This window comes from Mucisphaera sp. (assembly GCF_965279675.1).
In the GTDB taxonomy this organism is placed as follows: Bacteria; Planctomycetota; Phycisphaerae; order Phycisphaerales; family Phycisphaeraceae; genus Mucisphaera.
Window position 1 is genome coordinate 1,100,021 of sequence record NZ_CBDIIJ010000002.1, and the last position, 22,009, is coordinate 1,122,029.

Annotated in this window: 18 protein-coding genes and 1 tRNA gene; 17 read left to right on the top strand and 2 right to left on the bottom strand. The window is 60.1% G+C overall.

From position 1 onward, the window contains the following. Positions 1-5 precede the first annotated feature (5 nt). The 12 genes from ACQZAB_RS04880 (at position 6) to ACQZAB_RS04935 (ending at position 10,390) form a co-directional block, all read left to right on the top strand. On the top strand, positions 6-419 hold the full coding sequence (locus ACQZAB_RS04880; protein WP_428387596.1) for a hypothetical protein: 414 nt from the start codon (positions 6-8) through the stop codon (positions 417-419). Positions 420-468: 49 nt separating this feature from the next. Further along, entirely contained in the window at positions 469-1,647 is a 1,179-nt protein-coding gene (locus tag ACQZAB_RS04885; protein ID WP_428387597.1) for an SU10 major capsid protein, read from the top strand. Between the two features lie 80 nt (positions 1,648-1,727). Then, positions 1,728-2,357 (top strand): hypothetical protein, encoded by a 630-nt coding sequence (locus ACQZAB_RS04890; RefSeq protein WP_428387598.1) that lies wholly within the window; start codon positions 1,728-1,730, stop codon positions 2,355-2,357. A gap of 21 nt (positions 2,358-2,378) precedes the next feature. Beyond that, positions 2,379-2,753, top strand: coding sequence for a hypothetical protein (locus ACQZAB_RS04895; protein ID WP_428387600.1), 375 nt, complete (start codon positions 2,379-2,381; stop codon positions 2,751-2,753). Then, on the top strand, positions 2,746-3,441 hold the full coding sequence (locus tag ACQZAB_RS04900) for a hypothetical protein (protein ID WP_428387602.1): 696 nt from the start codon (positions 2,746-2,748) through the stop codon (positions 3,439-3,441). The genes ACQZAB_RS04895 and ACQZAB_RS04900 overlap by 8 nt, the downstream gene beginning before the upstream one ends. After that, positions 3,438-4,610: a hypothetical protein gene (locus ACQZAB_RS04905; RefSeq protein WP_428387603.1), complete on the top strand. Its 1,173-nt coding sequence runs from the start codon at positions 3,438-3,440 to the stop codon at positions 4,608-4,610. Before ACQZAB_RS04900 ends, ACQZAB_RS04905 begins: the two co-directional genes overlap by 4 nt. Positions 4,611-4,626: 16 nt before the next feature. Further along, positions 4,627-5,085, top strand: a complete 459-nt coding sequence (locus ACQZAB_RS04910) for a hypothetical protein (protein WP_428387605.1) — start codon at positions 4,627-4,629, stop codon at positions 5,083-5,085. 173 nt (positions 5,086-5,258) lie between these two features. Then, positions 5,259-5,849 (top strand): LamG-like jellyroll fold domain-containing protein, encoded by a 591-nt coding sequence (locus ACQZAB_RS04915; protein WP_428387607.1) that lies wholly within the window; start codon positions 5,259-5,261, stop codon positions 5,847-5,849. Beyond that, a complete protein-coding gene (locus ACQZAB_RS04920; protein ID WP_428387609.1) occupies positions 5,846-7,939 on the top strand; it encodes a hypothetical protein in 2,094 nt (697 codons plus the stop codon). Before ACQZAB_RS04915 ends, ACQZAB_RS04920 begins: the two co-directional genes overlap by 4 nt. A gap of 12 nt (positions 7,940-7,951) precedes the next feature. Beyond that, positions 7,952-9,592, top strand: coding sequence for a hypothetical protein (locus ACQZAB_RS04925; protein WP_428387611.1), 1,641 nt, complete (start codon positions 7,952-7,954; stop codon positions 9,590-9,592). Positions 9,593-9,594: 2 nt separating this feature from the next. Beyond that, positions 9,595-9,882 carry a hypothetical protein gene (locus ACQZAB_RS04930; RefSeq protein WP_428387613.1) on the top strand — a complete coding sequence of 96 codons (288 nt, stop codon included), beginning with the start codon at positions 9,595-9,597 and terminating at the stop codon, positions 9,880-9,882. A 13-nt stretch (positions 9,883-9,895) separates the two neighbouring features. After that, the gene (locus tag ACQZAB_RS04935; RefSeq protein ID WP_428387615.1) at positions 9,896-10,390 is read left to right on the top strand and encodes a hypothetical protein; all 495 of its coding nucleotides are present in this window, start codon (positions 9,896-9,898) and stop codon (positions 10,388-10,390) included. Here ACQZAB_RS04935 and glmM read toward each other — a convergent pair. Next, the gene (glmM, locus tag ACQZAB_RS04940) at positions 10,387-11,745 is read right to left on the bottom strand and encodes a phosphoglucosamine mutase (protein ID WP_428387617.1); all 1,359 of its coding nucleotides are present in this window, start codon (positions 11,743-11,745) and stop codon (positions 10,387-10,389) included. The genes ACQZAB_RS04935 and glmM overlap by 4 nt on opposite strands. Beyond that, on the bottom strand, positions 11,742-12,455 hold the full coding sequence (locus ACQZAB_RS04945; protein WP_428387619.1) for an HAD family hydrolase: 714 nt from the start codon (positions 12,453-12,455) through the stop codon (positions 11,742-11,744). Before ACQZAB_RS04945 ends, glmM begins: the two co-directional genes overlap by 4 nt. Positions 12,456-12,514: 59 nt before the next feature. On the opposite strand from ACQZAB_RS04945, the gene ACQZAB_RS04950 reads away from it, so the two are divergent. From ACQZAB_RS04950 to ACQZAB_RS04970, 5 genes are all read left to right on the top strand, one after another. Further along, positions 12,515-13,027, top strand: a complete 513-nt coding sequence (locus ACQZAB_RS04950) for a DUF2721 domain-containing protein (protein WP_428387621.1) — start codon at positions 12,515-12,517, stop codon at positions 13,025-13,027. A 111-nt stretch (positions 13,028-13,138) separates the two neighbouring features. Continuing rightward, positions 13,139-14,428, top strand: coding sequence for an ergothioneine biosynthesis protein EgtB (gene egtB / locus ACQZAB_RS04955; RefSeq protein WP_428390141.1), 1,290 nt, complete (start codon positions 13,139-13,141; stop codon positions 14,426-14,428). A 31-nt stretch (positions 14,429-14,459) separates the two neighbouring features. Beyond that, positions 14,460-15,425 carry an L-histidine N(alpha)-methyltransferase gene (gene egtD, locus ACQZAB_RS04960; RefSeq protein WP_428387623.1) on the top strand — a complete coding sequence of 322 codons (966 nt, stop codon included), beginning with the start codon at positions 14,460-14,462 and terminating at the stop codon, positions 15,423-15,425. Between the two features lie 99 nt (positions 15,426-15,524). Next, a tRNA-Val gene (locus ACQZAB_RS04965) sits at positions 15,525-15,598 on the top strand. Between the two features lie 271 nt (positions 15,599-15,869). Further along, positions 15,870-21,983 carry a hypothetical protein gene (locus ACQZAB_RS04970; protein ID WP_428387625.1) on the top strand — a complete coding sequence of 2,038 codons (6,114 nt, stop codon included), beginning with the start codon at positions 15,870-15,872 and terminating at the stop codon, positions 21,981-21,983. Positions 21,984-22,009 lie beyond the last annotated feature (26 nt).

A 22,009-nucleotide genomic window follows, 5' to 3' on the forward strand; every position in this document is an offset into this window, starting at 1 on the left:
AATCGATGGATCAATCGACAGATGTTGTGCGCGATGAGGCGGCGGAAAGCACATCGGCTTCGAGCGAGAGCGAGGCTTTGGCGGCAAGGCTTGTCGAAGCAGAAGCAACGATCGAGCGGCTGGAACGGCGTGCTCGCATCGACGCCTTGCTGGCGGAGACGGACGTTGTTGATGTCGAAGCGGCGAGGCTGCTCACGGAAGCGGCGGTGGCTCAGATGGACGATGAGGACCTCGAGCTGGCCGTGGAGGACCTGAAGAAGCACCGGCCCTATCTGTTTCGCAGAAAGATGGTTGATGCGGGCATCGGGGTGATGGGTGAAGAGACAGACGGTGTGGACGGCGCTGCGGCGCAGCGTGCCCGGGCTTCCGGGAATCGGCGTGATCTCCTGGCTTATCTGAGGCTTCGGCGATCGCGCTGAATCGGTCGGTGATTGGTTTGTAACAGCTACCTGATGAAGGAGGTTTGGCATGGCATTTACGGGTAAGGCGACGTATTCGGGTGGTTCGGGACTGCCCGAACTGGCTGAGGATGTTTCGGACATTGTGGGGATCGTGAGTCCTTATGAGACGCCTCTGCTTGATGCGCTGGGCGATCCGACCAGGGCTGCGGCGGGAACGGTGCACGAATGGCTGGAGGACGCGCTGCTTCCGAATTCCGATCGGATCAACGATTCGAGCTTCACTGAACCTGATGCAGACACAACCTTTGTCGTGGAGCACGCGGATCGTTTTCGGGTTGGTGATCAGGTTCAGGTCGCTGGCTCTCAGGAGGTCATGCTGGTGACCGGTGTTGTCATTGGCACGAATACGCTGACGGTCGTCCGTGCTTATGGCGGGACCGTTGCCGAGAACCTGGCCGACGATCAGGAGCTTCGGATTCTGGGGAATGCCGCGTTAGAGGGAGATTCTTCGCCGGAAGCTCGGTTTACGAACCGGGAACGGCGACAGAACACCACACAGATTTTTACGTCTACGGTTGAGGTGTCGGGCACGATGCTGGCAGCCAGGCGGGTCGCGGTCTCAGATGAGATGGACTATCAGAAGCAAGAGCGGCTTCGCGAGTTGGCGAGGGATCTTGAGAACTGTGTCATTAATGGTGTCTCAGCGGGCAGTACGCCCGAGGGTAGTGGTACCGTTCGGCGGACGATGCGTGGGATCATTCCGCACCTGAGCACGAATGTCTTCACGGCAGGGGTCGCGGGCTTTGAAGCGGGCGAGACGATCAACAGTGTCGATCATCACCTGACCGAGTCACAGCTTAACAGTGCGATGCGATCGATCTGGGAATCATCGTCCGGCTCGGTGGATCTGATTGTTGTGGGCGGGGCACAGAAGCGAAGGATCAACGGCTTTGTGACGTCGAGCCGTGGGTATACGGCCGATGACACGCGTTTCCGCGATCTGGTGGGTGTCTACGAGAGTGACTTTGGTGTGTGCCGGGTCGTGCTCTCGCGGTGGGTGCCGGCTGATACGGCTTTGCTCCTGGATTCTTCGCGGATTGATGTGCTTCCGTTAAGCGGGCGGAGTTTCCACTACAAGCCGCTTGCTGCGACTGGTGACCGTGAAGCGGGTCAACTGATTGGCGAGTACACGTTGGAACTTCGTAACGAGCAGGCTCATGGTTTGATTCGGGGCCTGGCGGCCTGACCTGGTTCTGGGTGATGGGGTTTCGGGTCGCACTGGAAACAGTGCGGCTCGTTTTGGACGGGTATGACTGGAGGTCGATCATGAATTTCTCGCTAGACCGTGACCTGCTTGCTTACGAACCGATGGTCTTTGTTGACGTGCCATTTGCAGCTCAAGAGCGAGTCTCGGTTTCTGATGGTGTCCTGGATGGCACGATGCTGAGCAGCCTTACTGCCGAGTTTGTATCGCGTGGCGTGGATCCCGGGAGTGTTGTACTGATCAACCGTGTGGCCCACGAGGTGATCGCGGTGACGGACGAAGGAACACTAGAGATCACGGGCGTGCGTAATGCGGGTGATGATGCGTGCTCGGCTTCGTTTGACGGAGAGGGGTTATCGGTGATCGTCAGGACCTTTGCGCCCCAGGCCGCTCTGGTGCATGACCTGCTGCTTCGGCTCCTGGGTCTCGAAGGCGAGGGCGGGTTGAATGAGGATGCGGTGGTGTCGCTGGGGTCGATGGCGAGGCTTGAGTGTCTGGGAGCTCTGGAACTGATCTACTCAGCGGCGGTTTCTATGGGGTCACAAGATGAGGCTCTTCTGACCAAGGCGACGTTGTACCGAGAGCGTTTTCGGCGGGCCTGTCGAGCGACGTCGATCGAAGTGGATGTGGATGGTGATGGACGGGCTGATGAGCGGCGTCGGCTTGGGCTGATCTCGCTGTTTCGGGTCTAGGTCTCGTATCTGGGAGTTGTGATGCTAAGCCTTGACGGAATCGAGATCCTGAGAAATGTGGCTTGCAGGCGGGTGCGCATCGAGCGTCAGCAGCGAGTTGCCAGACAGGCACGTGTGGGCAGTGTCTCTGAAGATGTCACTTCAACGGGTGCCGGGCTTGCGTTGGTCTATGAAGCGGTGGTGTTGCGCGACCGGCGAGACGAAATTCATGAGGTGATTGAGCATCTGATGATCTGGATGGATGGATCGGCACGCAGTCTCGATGATGGCGAAAGACGATGGGAGCGGGCCCGGTTGGTTTCCGTTGAGGCTGGAGAGGTTGAGCGTGTGGGTGCGCGGCATCGCTGTCGCCTGACTGTGACGATCGAAGCGGAGGGAGCGTCAGGCGATGCATGAGGTTGGAGAATCATGTCGTGGGTGTCTAACGGCTGCGCTGATGCGGGGTGGCGGTGAAGACGCCGTGGTGGTGCGTGTCGGCTGGACTGGGCCGGTCAAGCCAGGACGGGCGGTTGCGGTGTGGGTGGATGGGGACCTGACCAGTTGGACAGACTACGTGGAAGATCGTGGTGTGTGGGTTCTGCTCGATCGTGGTGTGTCTCATCGCATCGATGTGCGTGAGGTGTCGCGTGAGGCGTTGGTTGAAGGGTTTGCGACAGCACCGAAGAATCACGGTGTTTCTATGACTCGCGACGCTGAGCTTCCGATCGATGCGTGGGTGACAGTCTCTGGGAACCGAGCACGTCTGAATCGGCGTGTCTGGCCGGGCGGTGGTGCACGCGGTGGGTTTGGAGCGCGTTTTGGCACATCGGCTTTTGGGCTTGGCGGCGAAGGCTCGCCGGGGCTGGGTCTCGGTGCCTTGGGTGATTCAGACCTTGGTCTGGATGGCGTACCGATCTGGCTGTCTGGTTCTGTACTCCGACAGCTCGGAGATTCTGTGCGGATAGCTGTGGCCACTGCGGAAGGGCTCGTCAGCCCGGCATCCGATGTCAGTCTGGCGGCTCTGTCGGAAGGGCCTTCTTATCGGGGGATCACATGGGTAGAGGGAGTCTTACGGCTCGAACCGAGGAATGAGGTGGCATCATGACAGAGTGGAGTCCGACTGATCTGGACTTGTTGCGTCTGAAAGAGGATGCGGTCACCGGCATCCCGTTGATCGAGACTGGTGAAAGCCCCTACTACCTTTCGTTCCGGAGGATGGTGGAGCGGCTGGCCAGGGTCCCCGAGCGAGCCAATGACCTGCGTGTGTATCAGGACGGTTCTCTGAGTCTTGGGGTTAGAGCGGGCCGCTGCCGGATTGAGGGGGCCGACTTAGTTGTTGCGGGTCAGACAGGCATCATTATTGAGGATGAAGCGACGACGAGCGTCTGGATCGATGCGACTGGGCTATTGAATGCAGAAACCACGGGTTTTCCTGCCGATCGACATCGGCATCTGCGATTGGCACAGGTGGTTGCAACTGGTGGAGAGATCCAATCGATCACGGATCTGCGGGGTGCATGCTTTCTTCATGTCCCGGACCCGGCTTCGCTGGGTCTGGCGGCCACAGCGGCAGAGATCGATCAGGCGTTGTCCGGGATAGGGGCTTCTGTCACGGCGGCGCGGTTCGACACTTTGTGCGGGGGTGCCGATTCCGAGGCGACCAACCTCCATACGCACAGCCAGTGGCTGGCAAGTGTTGATGGCGAGATGGCGTTTACGATCAGAAATCTCTCGGCAGATCCTGGCGCAGGAGCGGCTTTGGGCTGGAGTGTGCCGAATCGTCTTGCGAACTCCACGGTTCTGCGTGTGCTCCCTGACTCGGGGTGGCTTGAGCAGGAGATTGACGGCGAGACCTATGGGGTGGTTGGTGGTGTTCCGTTGCAGTGGTTCCGATCGGGTCCTCTGACCTCATCGGTTCTATCTCAAGTGGTAGGTCTGGTTCCGTGTGATGGCGTGATCGATTCTGTCTCACTGGTGGCGGGGAGCAACCTGGAGACGTCGGTGGGTGCTGACCAGTTATCTGTGACTTTGCGTCTGAATGGTGTCCCGGTGACGGATCTGCCTGCATCGCTTCGTGTCTCGGATGGCGCGGGGTATCGGAATACTGACCGAGGGGATGGAGAAGCGGCCCATCTGTTTGGGGGTGCTTTGGCGGAAGTGCGTCGCGGCGATGTGATCAAGCTGGATCTGATCAGGCAGGTAAACGGGGTTGTTTCCTCTGAGGCAGAGGACGTTGGCGTGCTCGTAGTGCTGCGATCATCAAAGGCTGTTTGAGCAAGGAGCTGGAAGCGTGACAGTACCCATTAAGCATCTTCGTGAGCAGGAACTGGACCTCCTTGTTGGTCAGCAGCATGTATCAGCGGGCTTTGTGTACCCGGAGCGGGGACTGAATCCCTACTACGGGTGGCTGATGAACACCCTCAAGTTGCTGGCAGACGGTTCGATGTCTGATTTCCGAGTCCTGGAAGCTGACGCTTTGGCTCCCAGTGTGGCGGTGCTACCTGGTCGGGCCAGTTTGGATGGTGTACCCGTGAGTTATGACGGGAGCGTTCTGGCTTTGGGTTCGTTTAACAACAGCGTTGCTTACATCTGGCTGAGGGAGAGCGGGAATCAGGCTGTGGTTGAAGCTGGCTTGAGTACGGGTGGCTGGCCGGTTGTCACGCATATCAAGCTGGCCGAGGTGACCGTATCAGAAGGGTCGGTGGTAGCGATTGTTGACCGGCGTAAAGAAACCATTCTTCAGGCTTGAGGCAGGCTGCAACTATGTTCTACCGACAGATTGACTTTGAAGTATCCGATTGGGGGGAGTTGGGGTCGCCACCGCGGACGGTTCCTGGCTATCGCGAACGGGTGATGTCTTTGAATCCGCTGGCTTACTGGCGGTTTGAAAGTCAGGAGCTTCTGCTTCAGGATGACATTGGCTTGAGCACCCTGAACGGCGTGGGTGGCGTTGCGGCAGATCCTGAGGGCGCTCTCGAAGGGGGGGTGGGTGGTTGCGTAAGGATGGATGGCGGTGGTAGCCAGCTCAACGCGGGCCAGGCCATCCTCCCTGCGGGTAGCGGAGCCATCAGCCTCTGTCTATGGATGCGTGCGACGGTGGCGACGACCTCAGCCCTGGTATCGCAGTATGTGGCACCGGGCACGGCGGGGTATGAGCATCGATTCGGTTTGCGTCTGGTCTCGGGTGGGGGCATTGGCTGGTGGCGTGCGGGTGTGGTCAAGGTGCAATCGTCGGCGTCGCTGTTGGATGGGAAATGGCACATGGTCGCCGCAGAACGTCAATCGACGGGCGTGCTGCGGCTGTGGGTCGATGGCGTGCTGGTTGATGAGGGCAGCGACAGCCAGCCATTTGTGGAGACTGAGACGGTGCTTGGTGCTTTTCCCGGTGTCTCTTCGTATGAGGGTTGGCTGGACGAGGTTGCTGTCTGTCCCGAGGCGTTGGGTGAGACAGCCATCAAGTCCCTCTGGTGCTGGGGGTGTGGGCTGCCACAGTTGTCGGGAGGTGCCGCATGACACATCTGGAGCAGCTGACGGAGAGTGGTTTTCCTGACAGGGGTACGACGGGCATCAGGGCGAACCTGTTGGAGGGTGATGCAGGCGCAGTGCTTGGACAGGCTTTCTCTACGGGTGACGACGTGCACGCTTTGCGGATGATGGTTGAGCCTCGCGGTCTGACAGAGGGTCGGGTGATTCTGATGGCTGCGTCTGATGATGATGGGCCACTATGGTGGTTAGAGCTAGATGGCGACTTGGGAGTGTTGAGCTTGATTGAGCGTGGTGGCGGCGACCTGAGCTGGTCGTGGTTGCGGGGGCCACGATGGAGTTGTGTTGAGGTGCAATCGGTTCCTGAAGAAGACCGTCTGACGCTTGAAGTGAATGGCATCGAGATCGGGAGCCTGGCGGGCGTGAGTCATGGCTCGCTGGTGGCGGCAGACCTCGGGGTTGTGTGGCGTGACGAGCGAGCCCGTGGCTTTGTTGATCTCGACGAGTGGGTGGCTTCGAGTGAGCGAATTGGACCACTGAAGATACCGGCGTCAAGCGACCTTGCTTCGGACCCAAAACGCTGGGCGGTGCTTTACCGGGCCGCCGACCCAGATTCCATCGCTTTTGCGGAGGTGTATGCGCAGCGGCATGGGGTTCCGTTGGGCAACCTGATTGCGCTTGATGTGCCTGAAGGTGAGACTTTCGATCTGGCTGGATATGACGATCTGCTCGATCAAGTGGAGAGCTATCTTTATCGGCAGGGTCTGGGCGAGCAGGTGTGCGGGATTCTTGTGGGCTACGGCGTCCCTGGCCTGGTCGATCTTGGGGGTGGGCTCAATCGGTTGCCGGTTGCGTCGCTGCTTATGTCGTCCGCCGAGGACCTCTCCCCTGTGGAGCACACGCTGCATCTCGAAGAGGATGATGCTCTCAGGGTTCAGAGCCTTTCTGGTATCAGGCTTTCAGCAAGAATGGATGGACCGTCGCTTGCGGAGGCGCTTGATCTGTTGGATCGCGCGGATCTGGTTTCGGCTGGGTCAGTTGGCTCATCCGGGGATGAGCGACTCTATGTGGACACGGACGGACTGCTGGCGACAAGCGCTCCTTCGCTGGCTCAGGCTCATGCATCGTTTGTTGAGAGTGACCTCGCCAAGGCCACGCGGTTAGACGTGGTGGCGGGTCATGCCAGTCCGGATCTTGGGATCGATCGTGTGTCGGAGGACGGCCTGGTCTGGATCGGGCTCGGGGGCGTCTATCCCGGTGATCTCTTTGGGGAACCGAGGGGATCGAGGGCATGGTTCGTGCAAGCGGGGGCGAACAGTGCTGCTCTGGCTTCCATCAGAGAGATTGTGGGTGGATCGTCGTGGGCCAGACAAGCTATTGAGGCTGGCTATGCGGCCGTTGCTGGAGGCGTCAGCTCGTTCACGCTGTCAGATTCGCCAGGCATCGCAATCGCTGTCGATCGGCTGATGCGTGGCTGGACACTTGCGGAGAGTTGGGCCGCGTGCCTGCCGAGGCTGCGTGGACCGTTGGAGCTGATCGGTGATCCACTGATGAGGATTCCCCTTCCTAAGGCGGGGTGGGACCTGAGGATTGGGTCTGGCGAGGCTGCGGATGGTGAACTGCTGGCAAGTGGCCGTGGCGGCCAGCGTGTCGTTGACATGAATGAAGTCGCGTCTGGGTCTGGTGTAGCAAGGCATGTTCTTGTACCGATGGACGCTGAGGGCGAACCCGCAGATGTTGCGTGGGGCATGCGATTCATCTCGGATCATCAGGGGCATCGCGATGCTGGCGTTTCCTGGGTTTGGCCGACGCGCCCGGGCTGGCCGCTGCACGCGGATGATCAGTTCCTCTCTGGCTGCATCATCTGGCCCTGCAGCCTGAGGGAAGCCGGCGTCGCTTCCGTATCGGTACTTACCGAAACCAGCACCGGACAGACCCGATCGAAGATCAGCTATGCCCCCGGTGATCGGCGTATAGACTGGCTGGCTGAGATCCCGGATGCGCGATCTCGTCTCTGTTTCGAGGTCAGCATGGACGGTGGCACGATCGTAACAAGCCCTTGGTCTGCCTGGCATCAGGGGCGAACTCAAGAGCTCAAACAACCAGCTGTGCGAGGGTGAACGATGCGCGTGATGTCCAGCAACCTATCTCATCCGTCCGGCGAGGCGGAGCCATTGATTATGGTTCATGGTTTCCCGGTGGACGACGCAGAGTTGGTGTCTTACGAGGTCGCCGGGCGTCTTGGGAAGCGCGACGTCACGGTGGCTCTACCCGGTAGTTGGATGCGAGGTCAGTCCATCGAACTGGCGTGCCCCTATCGATTGTCAGATGAACGCACCGGTCTCAGAACGATCTATCGAGGACAGCATGCTGAGAAACTGAGTCAGACGGATTCATCGGGTCGCAGGCAGCACTGGAAGCTGAAGGACAGATGGGGCCAGCGCCTCAACAGCCGGCTCCGAGACCTGCCGTCGGCCTGGTTACTGGGATCTGGGGAGCGGACGCTGGCTCTTCGAGCGGGGGTGGGAGCCAATCGTGCCCCCGAGGCGATAGCTGTCAACGGACTCAACATCTATCCTCCCGTGGAGAAGGGTCAAGGCAAACCCTGGCAGGTCGATCAGGCTATTCAGCTGCTGCTGAGCCTTGCTGATTTGGAGATTCACTGGCTTGTTCCAGCGTCTGTCTCGCAGGCACGCCTCGAACAGGATCTCTTTCTCAACCAGCGCCTTGAACAGGCACTACAGCAACTGGTAGATGACCACGAGCTGCGGATGAGGCGGTCAGAAGATCATGCGTGCGTAGAAATTACTGCTGACCAATCAGGCTTACACCGTCGTGTTACGGTGGGGATCGAGCGATTGAATGGCCGCCTCGTTGAAGGTTGTCTCGAAACGCCAGCCGTTCAGGGCCGGGCAGAAGCGAGTGGCTGGCGGGTTGAATCGACGTTTGAACTGCACCCGGCCTGGGATCCGGCGCTGACCATAGAGCCAGACTCAGCCTATTCACCGAGAACCTCATGCAACTTTGAGACTGTGAGCGATGTCTTTCGCCGTTGGGTGCTCAATGAAGATGGCGCCTTTGTTGATGCCCCTTATTCGCTGCCTGTCTTTGATCTATGTGCGTTCTTCGACGACCCACAAACGCCGGTTGCCCCGCTTCGGTTCATGCCCCCTCTTTCGAGGACCACGGATAACGAACCCATGTCTTCGCTGGTGGAGATAAGCGAGGACAGTGGCAGTACCTGGCGTGTGGTCACCAATCGTAGGATTCTCACGGAACGCGCGGGGGTGTGGCTCAGCGACCACGAGCTCGGCGCGTCATATCTCGAAGCGGCTCGACAGGGCCATGCAAGATGCCGGATCACGGCAAGTCTTCGTAGCCCTTTGCCTGTTGTCACCAGCTACACCAAGGGGCATGCGTTTGGGGGCAATCCCATCCAGCGCATCTATGAGGCTACCAAGGCATACAGCTTCACGCGGCTCGCCCATGGCAGCCGCTTCTACGACCAGGTGCGAGCTGGCAGCCGTACCGCTGATGTACGTGACGATACCGAACGCATGAGAAGCTGGCTGCGGAAGCAGGTGTGTGGGGCGTCTGCCAGCAGGCCTGCACGGATTGAACTGATCGGCAAGCAGTTCTGGTTTCAGCCTGGCGATCGGATCTGTATCGATGAGCTGGGGTATGAACCACTTCGCTGCGAACGTATCCGTTGGCACCATAGCCGGTCTTCAGCCACTGGCCGTACGCTACTCGAAGGCATTCTGGAGGTTTAATCATGATCGATGCGGATCTGGCACCGATTGCGCAGCTCGGGGCTGCGGGTGTGATGGGGTTGCTCTGGGTTTGGGAGAGGAACCTGTCGGGCAAGCGAGAACGCGAGTTGACCGAAGCGCACACGAAGCTGATGAGCCGTGAGTTGGCCCTGCACGAAGTCGTCGAGCTGGTGCGGCAGAACGCCTGTGCCCTCGAGCGCTTTGAACAGACTGAGCAACGCCTGGCCAGGGCGGTAGAGCTGCTCGCAGAGCGTATTGGCGGGGTCCAGCATGTTCAGCAACCTGGTTGATTAATATGGTGAGATGCGAGTTTTCTGGTTGATGACGGCGTTGCTGGTGGCTGCGGGCGCACTGTTTGGCTGTCGCTCGGACCCCGAGAGCGACTGGCGGGACCGGGAATTACCCGGCGGTATCTGGGTCGCTGAGCCGGAGGGGCTTCGGATTCACCCATCGACCCGGTTTGTGGAAGAAGAGGGCGAGCGTTTCCTGGACGTGCGCGTGGAGGTGGTGGATGTTTTTGGAGACAGCATCAAGCACGCGATGCGGTATCGCTTTGAGTTGTGGGCTGGCGGTCTGGGCGGAACAGCGCAAACACGGGTTGAGGACTGGGAAGCCGAAGCGATGACGGCCATCCAGCAGCGTAGCGCCTACGACCCGGTTACGCGTTCTTACGTGTGGCGACTGAGCATCGACCCACCGTTGACCGAGCTCCTGCGTCCCAGGCTGCTGGCTCTTGCTCAGACGCCCGATGGTAAGCGGCTGCAGGCCGAGGCGAATCTCAGACGGTTTGAGCCTTAAGCCTCCAGAGCCTCAGCGGCCTCGCTGGCCAGTGCTTCCGCTTCATTGAGGGTTGGGGCTTCAGCAATGAAGCGCAGGATGGGCTCGGTGTTGCTGGTACGAACATGTAGCCACTTGTTGGCGTAGTCGAATCGGACGCCGTCTGTTTGATCAACCCTGGCGTCACTCAGCTTCTGCATCAGTGCTTCTGTAATCTGCTCAAAGGGTCGATCGGGCCGTGGCACCTTGTTCTTGGACATCACGTAAACGGGCAAGCTGTCACGCAGTTCGGCCAGTGTTTGATCGGTTTCGGCCATGTGTTCGAGAACGAGCACCATCGCGACAAGGCTGTCACGTATGTGGCTGAGTCGGGGGTCGATGACGCCGCCGTTGCCTTCCCCGCCCAGGACGGCATGTTTCTGTTGCATGACAGCGGCCACGTTGGCTTCGCCGACCGCACTGCGTACCACGTCTGCGCCGACGTTGGCCGCCAGATCGTCGATCATGCGGCTGGTTGAGAGGTTGGCGACGGCGACGTCACCCTTCTGGAGCCTGTGACGAGCCGCGAGTGCCAGCGTGCACTCTTCGCCGATGTAGCGTCCGGTGTTATCGATGATTGCTAATCGATCGGCGTCGGGGTCCTGCGCGAACCCTGCATCGGCACCATGCTTACGAACGGCTTCAGCCAACTCGGTGAGGTTCTGTTCGAGCGGTTCCGGCTCGTGCGGGAAAGCGCCAGTGGGCTCATCGTGGAGGTGGATTAGCTGGACGCCCAGTGCTTCCAGCAGTGCACGGGCTTCGGCACCCCCCGCGCCGCAGACGCTATCAACCACGACTTTGAATGGCCTGGCCTGAACGGCCTGGACATCGATGAGTAATGCAGCGGCCTGAGCGTGCTCGGCCGAGGCATCGAAGTCGGAAGGGTCAATCTGTGTCCTTTCGGGGGATGAGGGAGGAGCGATGTCAGCGAGCTGCTTAAATCGATCCACGACTTTCTGGGCCTCATCGGCACGTGGTGCCGAGCCATCGGGCTTAATCAGCTTGATACCGTTCCAGGGTGTCGGGTTGTGGCTGGCGGTCAGCACGATGCCGAAGCTGTTGAGCTTCTTCGCGGCAATGCCAACCGCTGGTGTTGAGCAGATGCCCAGGTCGACAGCCCTTACACCTGCCTCGGCCAGTCCTGCGGCGACCGAAGCGGCGAGTTCAGGGCCGGAAGGACGAGAATCCCGACCAATCAGTAATTGGTCGATCTTCCCGGTCTCTCTGATGATCTGACCTACAGCCAGGCCGTACCTGTAAGCAACCGCGGGCGTCAGCGATTCACCGACAATGCCGCGCAGTCCGCTGACGCCGAGCATGAGAGGGGCTTTGCTCATAATTGACTCTTAAATGTTGTGCGGATCCAGTCGGGGTCGATGCCCTCGAGATGGGGCAGGATATGCTCCGCCTCACCGAGATCAGAAGCGGGCTGGTTCGTCGTAAGCCCCAGCCGTCTGAGGCCAGCCTCCTTTGCCGATCTCAGGCCGGCGGGAGTGTCTTCGATGGCCAGCAGGCGCTTGGGTGACAACAGGTGCTGCGGGTGGGCGTGGGCGAGCAGATCTGCGGCCAGCCGATAGGTTTCCGGATCGGGCTTGGATCGCTGGACGTCGTCGGCCGCCACGACAATCTGAAACAGGTCGGTGGCGTTGTGAGACGTGAGCACGCCTTGAATATCGGCATGGGTTGCTCCGCTGGCAATCGCGATAGGAATCTCCTCTGCCTGAAGGGCCCGAGCCAGTTCCAGAGCCCCGGGCACGAGTGGGATCCCATCGGCAACGATGCGATCGAAAGCCGACTGCTTGGCTGCCATGAGCAGCCTGATGGTCGCGGGGTCCACCGCTTGCGATGCCTGGCCAAAATCTGACAGGATCGCCGCGAAGGCCTCTCTGTCATCGAAGCCGATGTAGCGCTTGCGGTAGTGGGCCTCGTCAAAGCTGATGCCGCGATCGGCGACTGCTTCGAGCATAGCCCGATAGTGGGCAACCTCCGAGTCGGCGATGACACCATCGAAATCGAAGATGACGCCTTGTATCGTGGAGTCCTTCATCCGTGGGAGTGTAAGGCATCGCTACGGATATCTGGGCAAGCCATAAAGGAACCATCGACTTGAACGCTTCCATGATCAACGACGTCATCACACCGGCCTTGATGATCTCTGCCTGCGGGCTTCTCTGTCTGGCACAGTTCGCCCGGTACACGGCGCTCATTGGGCGGGCCAGAGGCTTCAATCACGAGCGGCATGGTCATCTCAGGCGGCTGGAGCAGTTGGGTCAGGACAGCACCGAGCGACGGCTGCTGGAGGGTCGTATCGAGGCGTTGGCGTTTCAGACCGACCGTGTGATCGTGCACGCGAGACTCATCCGCGATGCACTGGTTTTGCTGGTCGGCTGCATCATGTTGATGGTGGTTGCTTCGCTGCTGATCGCTGCTTCATTTGTCGTGCCGGGCTGCGAGGCGGCCGCCTTCGTGGCTTTCGTGCTAGGCATGCTCTGCGTGCTGCTGGGGATGGCTTTTGTGCTGTGGGAGATGGTGATCTCTTTGTCACTGGTAAGGTACGAAACGAGGCATGTCGAGACTTTTGGGGCCGTTGATCAGGGCAGGCAGGGATCAGCGATGTAAGGATGCCCTAATCGGGTCTGCGGGGGTTGCAATCCTGACTGCTTGGGTTAGGGTCAGGATTCGTCAATCTTTGTGAGCCCTCGGGCGAAAAGGGGTGACCCCTTGGCCACCATCCAAACACCAGCCGTGCCCCATCATGGGTCAGGCGGTCTTATTGGCACTATCATCGACCGTTTCGAGGAAGTCAGGGCCCAGAGCCTTGAGATCTGTCGCGGCCTCGACGCAGAGGACTACGTGATCCAGTCGATGCCCGAGGTGAGCCCACTCAAGTGGCATCTGGCTCACACCACCTGGTTCTTCGAACAGTTCGTGCTGGAGCCTCGTACGCCGAATTACGTCTGGCACCACGAGCACTACCCCTACCTGTTCAACTCCTACTATCAATCGGTCGGCCCCATGCACTGCCGTGCCGACCGTGGCCTGATCTCCAGACCCACGGTTGCAGAGGTACTCACCTACCGTGAACAGATCGAGCAACGGATCCATGCGCTGATCAAGTCGACGGACGCCGCTCTGCTTGCAGAACTCGCAGATGTGATGGAGCTTGGGCGTCACCATGAGCAGCAGCATCAGGAACTGATGCTGACTGATATCAAGCATGTGTTTTCCAGCAATCCACTGATGCCTATTTATCGACCTGAGCCCGGTGAACTGGCTCTGGGTAACAATGAATTGACCTGGACTGAAAACACCGGCGGGGTTGGTGAGATCGGCGCCGCCGCTGAGGGCTTCGCCTTTGATCACGAGCGACCGCGACATCAGACCCTGATTCACCCACACGCCCTCGCAAACCGACTGGTGACGAATAGCGAGTATCTCGCGTTCATTGAGGATGGCGGCTACGACAAACCCGGCCACTGGCTGTCGCTCGGCTGGGATCGTGTGCAAAAAGAAGCGTGGCAAGCCCCACTGTATTGGTACCGAGAGGGCTCGCAGTGGATGGAGTTCACTCTTCATGGGCCCAGGCCGCTTCGAAACACCGAACCGGTGGTCCACCTGTCTTACTTCGAAGCCGATGCCTACGCCCGCTGGGCCGGAGCGAGACTGCCAACCGAAGCCGAATGGGAAGTCGCGGCGGCGTCTTGTCCTATCGAAGGCACACTCCTGGAATCAGATCGTTTTCACCCCGTACCGGCCGGTGAGGCATCTGGCCCCCAACAGATGATGGGGGATGCGTGGGAGTGGACCAGCAGCGCCTACAGTGCTTATCCAGGCTATCGAGCCCCCGAAGGCGCATTTGGCGAATACAACGGCAAGTTCATGTGTAATCAGTACGTGCTGCGTGGCGGTTCATGTGCCACCCCCGCTTCTCACATGCGTATCTCCTACCGGAATTTCTTTGCCCCAGAAACACGCTGGCAGTTCACGGGCTTCCGGCTGGCTCGCGACCTCCCTATCTAATTCCCCTGACCTATCGAGAGAAAACCCTGCCATGACCACTTCCAGTGCACTGGACCTGATCGATCTGCATCCCAAGCTCGCCGACATCAAGTCGGAATGCCTGAACGGGCTGCTCGGCAAGCCCAAGACCCTGCCAAGCATGTTTCTATATGACAAGAAGGGGTCTGAACTCTTCGACGCCATCACCGAGCTGCCCGAGTACTATCCCACGCGCACGGAGATGCGCATCCTTCAGGACAACGCGTCTGATATCGCCGAGTCGGTAGGTCCTGGCGCCTTGGTGATCGAGATCGGCTCGGGTTCGAGCACCAAAACGGAGATCCTGCTCGAAGCGCTGGAAGACCCTTCGGGCTACATCCCCGTCGATATCTCCAAACAACACCTGCTCGAAGCCGCAGACCGAATCGCCGAAGACTATCCCGATCTACCGGTCCAACCCGTCTGTGCGGATTACATGAGTGAATGGGAATTCCCGGAGTGGGAGACACCCGTTCAATGCCGGATCGCGTTCTTTCCCGGCTCGACCATCGGGAACATGCATCCCGATGAATCTCGAGCTCTGCTGAAGAACATCGCCCGGATTCTTGGGTCAGACGGTCAACTGCTCATCGGCGTCGATCTGCGTAAAGACCCATCGATTCTGGTGCCGGCTTACGACGACGCTCAGGGCGTGACCAAAGCCTTTACCTACAACCTCCTGGCGCGCCTGAACAGGGAAGCAGGGACCGACTTCCATCCCCAGGCCTACGACTATCACGTCCGCTGGAATGACCAGGCCAGCCGGATCGAGATCCATCTGGTCAGCCAGAAGGACCAGGTCGTGACCATTGCCGGCGTCGAGGTTCTGATCGCATCGGGCGAGTCGATCCGCACCGAATGCTCTTATAAGTTCACCATCGATAGCTTCGCCCAGCTCGCCAGCCCCGCCTACCGACCCAATCGCGTCTGGACCGACCCCGAAGGCCTCTTCTCTTTTCACGACCTGGAGGTCGTCTGACCCAGCAAGTGCTGGCCGCATGCAACCCCACGGCCAGCGGCTTGGACGCACCGCGGGCATGGGCTATACTTCGCGACTCGGCCAAACCGAAGCCGACACGGGCCATTAGCGCAGCTGGCTAGCGCGCCTCGTTGACATCGAGGAGGTCACTGGTTCAAGTCCAGTATGGCCCATTACTTACAAGCTTTCTGGGGTATTGAATAATGTGTCTCCTCGTGAGCATGGAGTGAAAGGACTGACGTTCAACTTCTCCAAGCTGCCCACTCAGCCATTTTTCGCCGAGGCTTACGTCTCGCTTGGATGGGCACGCGTGATATCTTTAGGCAGGCTTGTCGTTTATCCAAATGAAGGCGGTCGGAGAAGCTGGCTGTTTCACAGCTGTCTCTCATTCATCTGAGTGCCTATCTCAAGAGTCTTCACGTCATCCGGAGTAGGGAACCCCCCATGAAGCAGACCGCACCCGTGTCGTCAATCCGCCAGACCGCCGCGATGCTCTCAGCCTGGCTGATGGCGGGGCTCGGCTCGTCAGCGGTCGCTGACAACCTCGTGGTCGATACCGACCTGCTCACCATCACCAACACCACCACATCGACCACCTGGGGCATTGGCCAGGGACTAGTCGGCGCCTCACATCAGAACGGAATCGCAACCTTCACCTTTGGCAGTGACTTTATCCTGGGCGCTGGCGATGTGCTGACCGGTGTCGGTTCGGCACCGGCAACGTTCCTCGTTGGCAACAACGCCATCATCGACAGCGGAGCCACCATCGACTTCTCGGCCCTCGGCACTCAGGCCGGACCGGGGGGTGGCAGCGGCGGATTGGGGATGTCCGGCGGAGCGGGTAGCACTGGCGCAGCAGGTGGTAGCGGGGCGGGTGTCCAACCATTGGTCGGCGGCGGAGCCTTCGCGTTCTTCCTCGGATTCAACCCGCCACCCGTGCCTTCGTTCCCGGGCCGAGATGGCCGTGAGGGCAGTGCGGCAACAACTGCGGACCCTGGGATCGCAGGCGGATCAGGCAGTTCTGGTTTCGGGCAGTTCGGAAGTGGCGGCGGAGCCGGTGGAGCGGCCGGCCTACCGGGCGGCAGCACGTCTTTCCTGTCAGGGGAAGGTGGCTCGGGCGGATCCGGCGGGGAACGCGGGATCTCCCTGCCCTTCGAGTTCATCAGCGGGCCACTTACTGGCAACGTACTTAAACCCACCGACGGTTCGGTCGGTGGCGAGGGCTTTGATGGACAAAACGGCGGAGCGGGCGGAACCGGGCGCGGCGGGACCAACCAGCAGAACAGCTTCAATCTCACCGGTGGAGCGGGTGGCGGCGGTGGCGGGGGCGGAGGCGGTGGCGAAGGCGGCGGCGGAGGGGGCGGCGGGGGCGGCGGGGCTTCAGGCGGCGGGGCTTGGGCCATAGTGGCAGTTCCCAACCCGACCACACCCGGCTGGTCCTTTGGCGGCACGGGCGGCATCGGCGGCAGGGGCGGCGACGGCGGAACGGGCGGAAATGGTGGCATGGGTGCCGACGGGGCCGACGGCGGTGCAGGCGGCGGTGCCTTCTCGATCGAAGCACAGGGCCAGGTGATCTATCAGGGAACCGGGCTCGCCACCGGCGGAACGGGTGGCTCAGGCACAACGGGCACCTCAGGAACCACGGGCGGAGCCGGCCAAAGCGGCGGCTTCTTCCAGAATGGCACCATCGGCCTGCCCGGCGTGCAGACCTACTCCATCCCGTTCACGCCCGTCATCTTCATCGGCCCGAACTTCCCGGGCCAGACCGGCGCCGATGGTGAAATCGGCGGAGCCGGCGGCGATGGGGGAACCGGCGGGCGAGGCGGTCACGCGGGCGGTGGCTCGGGCGGCACCATCAAACTGGTTGGAACCACCGTCTCGGGCAGCGGTTCCAGTATCGACCTCGGCGGCGGCCTTGGCGGGGACAGCAGCAGCAGCCTCGATGATGGCGGCCAGGGCCGTTTCCTTGTCGGCACCAACGCTGTCCTGCCAGGCGCTTCAGCAAAGAGTGTCTTCGGCGGTTCCGTCACAGGGCAGGACAGTTCCACCCGTGTCGGCTCATTGTCAGCCAACCCATTTATCGCCGATGCCCCGCTTGTCCCCAACCTGCCGAATCTCATCGGCGGCGCCGAAGCCTTCGGACTGACCGATCTCGACGCCACCCTCATCGAAGTCGAGCCGGGCGTCACACTCGTCAGCCAGACACCCGCGAACGCGCTGGGCGGTATCGCGCGCTACGACCCGAGCGTCGAGGGTGTCGATACTTTTGTCGGCTACGACCTGCTTGTGCTCTACAGCGCTCGCCCGGAAACACTCCAGAACCCCCGCTTCGGTGTCGGGCAGGAGGGCTTCAGCGAGCGACTGCTCATCGGCGGCTCAGCCAACGACCCGTTGTTCGGCGGTGTTGCCGATCAGGTCCTGCCCGGCTTAGAAAGTTTCGGGGTCTACACCACGCTCATCCCCGAGAACGCAGAGCACTTCTACTTCTCGTTTGAAACCGCGGGCAACGTCTACTCGGCGCAGCAGCAGATCCTGAACGACGGCGAGTTCATCTTTGTCACCGCCTCACCAGACAACCCCGTCTACGACGCCATCTGGACGACCAGTAGTAGCGGTAACTGGTCCGATCCCTCGCAGTGGACCGTCACCAACAACGAGACCGGCCTACCCCCTGGTCCGGGTGAACTCGTTGGCTGGCCGGGCTTCCCGCAGAACGTTCTTGGCGGCTACGCCTTCAACGTCGAGGTCGGCAGCCAGACCACGCCGGTCTTCGCGCAGGTCACCCAGGATGTCACGGTCGCGATCGATCAGCTCAACATCGCCAACCTCTCTTCGATCACCATCAGCCCCGGCCAGTCGCTGACGATCGAGCAGTTCGCCGAACGCTCGGGCAGCGGCAATATCACAAACAACGGCACCATCCAGCTCAACAACGCCACCGGTGCGACCGGCACGCTGCGCTTCACCGGTCCCGACATCGTGATCGAAGGCACGGGTGCCATCGCCTCATTTGGGGGCGCCCTCACTTCGCTGCAAGGCCTGCGCTCGACCGACCGCATCGTTCAGCGATCAGGGCACACGCTTTCGATCGATGGTGTCCTTGGCAACAACCAGCTGCTCATCGTGAACGAGGGCACCATCACCAACGCTCCACTCCTGGCTGGCGCCACACTGGGCGAGCTGGTCATCGATCCAACTGGCAACGCGATGCGAAATACGCCGGGCCTCGACAACAGCGGGAACATCCTTGGCGTCGCCCCGCTGACGATCCAGGACACCTTCCTGCTCAACCGCTTAGGCGGGACGATCTCCGGCACCACGATCAACCTCAACGACGTCCGCCTGCACAACGATGGCGCATTCATTGCTACCAACCTCAACATCAACAACAGCGAGGGCCTGATCGGAGGCACGGGCACCTACGACGTCACCAACCTGAGTTTCAGCCTCAGCCAGATCGCGCTCACCATCCCGCTACGCGTCAGCGGAAGCTTGAGCGGAAACAACCTAGAGCTGTACAACGACTCGGTGATTGGTGCGGCCGGGAATATCGACTTCGAGGATTCGTCTTTCTACGGCGGCACCATCGAGGTCGGCGCTCAGGCCCGCTTTGAATTTAGCAGCACCTTCCAGGATGTCGCCTTCGTCGGCACGGACCCTACCGGAAATACAAGCATCTTCATTACCGAAGCAGCGTCTGCAGGCCAACTACAGTTCCAGGGCATCGATGAAGTCTTTATCGACACACTGATTCTCGATGATGACGTGACAATGACCGTTGATGTGGGCTCAAACTTTAACGGTCTCACTTTCGGAGAGATTTTCGGCGGAGGCGATTTCAACCTCAAACTGACCGGAGACACGTCAATCACCTACTTCGAGTTCGGTAACGTGAATGACGACGACACGCTCGTCAATCTCGACGTGGGCGATGGTATTGTCAGCATGTTCGGATCTACCATCGACCCACGAGGCGACATGGATTCGGCCGTGCCCGGCTTCACGGTGAAGGGTGGCATCGAGGGAGACATGTTCCTTATCGATGGCACCTTCGACTTCCGCCAAGCCGACACCACCGAGGTATTCTCGCTAGACACGCAGGATGCAACGGTGCTCGGCGGTGAATTTATTCAAGATCGTATCGAAGCCTTCAATACCACGTTCGTTAATTCACGGCTTGCTGCTGGCTCCGAAATGGAACTCGACGGTACGCTACGCAACGTCACACTCGGCGACGCCACCGAGATCTTTGTGGGCACACTCCGCGTCGAGGGCCAACTCGGTCTCACGCCCGGGTCCTTCGTGACGTTTGATGGTGGCACCATCGTCCTCGCCAACGACGTCACCATCGACAATGGCGGCCTCCAATTCTTCGGAACAGAGCTGACCGCCGAGTCGGCTGGGACCCGTGTGGTGCTCGGGCCGAACGCGAATATCTTCTTGGAGGGAGGCGGTTTCTTCGGTACCGTCGGCAGCGATGAGATTATCTTTGAGAATAACGGCTTCATCGACTTGGGCTTCGACTCTCAGCTCGACCCCTTCGGAACCGGCGATGGCGGGACCATCGGCCTGATTAACCGCGGCACGATCACGGGCGATTCATCAAGCGCTCCGCAGCTCGTCGACGCTACGATCGACAACGAAGGTGGGTTTATCTCCGGTGGTGGTTCTTTCGTCTGGATCATCGGCGGCACAGTCGGTGACTTCGATGCAGAGGATGTCGTCCTCGAAGACCTAACCATCACCGGCTCGGTGTTCACCAACACAGGCTCGCTCGAGCTCATCGGAACGATCACCGTCGAATCGCAGGGAAGCATCCAAGCAGGGTCAGGCAACGGGCTCTTCATCGGAGCTGGCGGCGTGACCATCGAGGGTTCTGGAACAGTCAGCATCTTCGATGAGATCTTCGCCACCAACGCCGGCGACCGACTCAGCATCGGCGAGAACATTACGCTGGACCTCCAGACAGACCTCTATAGCGGTGGGGGTTTTGATCTCGGCGTGACCAACTTCGGTGAGATCACCACCAACGACCTGTTCATCGAAGGTATCCAGGGCATTGTCACGGTTCCGGGTGGGTCTTTGGTGGCGAACGAGTCAGATCCGGTGGTTGCCGAGCTCGCCAATATCCAACCGGGTGAGGAAGAGAACTTTACCGGCGATACCACCAACGCCTTCAACGAACTCCAGACTGATACCCAGTTCGTGACCAATTTCGCATTCGTCAACCGCGGGTCCCTTTTCGCCAGTTTCGTAGAACTGTCAGGGGAAGCCATGGATAACCGGAGTGGCTACATCGAAGGCGACACGCTCGGCATCGACGGCGGCGTGCTGCTCAATGGTTCCGATGGTCAGGGTGGTCCTGACGGTGAGCTGGTTTTCAACAGCATCGAACTGACCGGCGCCCAGATCCGTGGTGGGAGCATCCAAGGAAATGTCGAGATCCGCTCGGGCGGCAACACACTGCTCGAGGACGTCAGTGTCGACATCCTGATCCTCGACACATTCGGCGACAGCCTCATCCTTGGCGGCCACACATTCGTCAGTGATCTTGAGAGTTCGTCCGGAAGCATCATCGAAGTCGCACCACTTGCCAACGCCGAGCTGCCCGATCTCGACAACAACTTCCTGACCACCGGGTTGGAAATCGTTATTGACCACGCCGATGCTCAGCTCACCATCGCAACAATGAATGGCGGCTTGGAGGGGATTCAACTCACGGCCGGCCGGCTCAACGTCGGAGAGTTCATCACCTTCGACGCCGACCCCTCAACCTTCACCCAGGACGGCGGCATCTTCTCGCCGGGTGCTCAGGCCGATAGCCCCGCCAATCGCTTCGCTGGAACAGCCCGATTCGAAGGCGGGATGGGCTACGACCTCCAACCGGGCGCGATCCTGCTGCTCGAGATTGGCGATGCCCCCTTCCTCTTCGACCGCTTGCTGATCGATAGCGACAGCTCCGCCAACTTCGAAGGTCTCCTACAGATTGACCTGATTGGTAGTCGACCCGCCCCCGGCACCTCCTACCAGATCCTCGATATTGATCCAGCCGCCACCATCACCGGCTGGTTCGACACCTCGCTGATCGACACCACCCTCTGGGACATCAGCCTGCTCCAGAGCCAGGGCATCATCACGGCCCTGCAACTGCTTGGTGATTTCAATCTGGATGGCGGTCTCTCGCTCGCCGACCTCGATCTGCTCTACACAGCCGTTGGCGGCACGGACCTCACGTTCGACCTCACCAGCGACGAGATCGTTGATACCAGTGATATCACTGAATGGCTCACCGCCATCCTCGGCTCATCGCAAGGTGACGCCAACCTAGATTTGAAGGTTGATCTCATCGACCTCTCAACACTCGCCAGCAATTTCGGCCAACCGGCGACTAGTTTTGGCCAGGCCGACTTCAACGCCGATGGCGTCATCGACCTGATCGATCTTTCAACACTGGCAAGCAACTTCGGCTTCGATGCCACAGCCGTACCCGAGCCATCGGCGCTGGCCCTGCTCGCGTTGCCAACCGTGCTGATCCGTCGCAGAGCCAATGCCGCCTAGTATAAACAGCAGCTACTAGCCGAGAC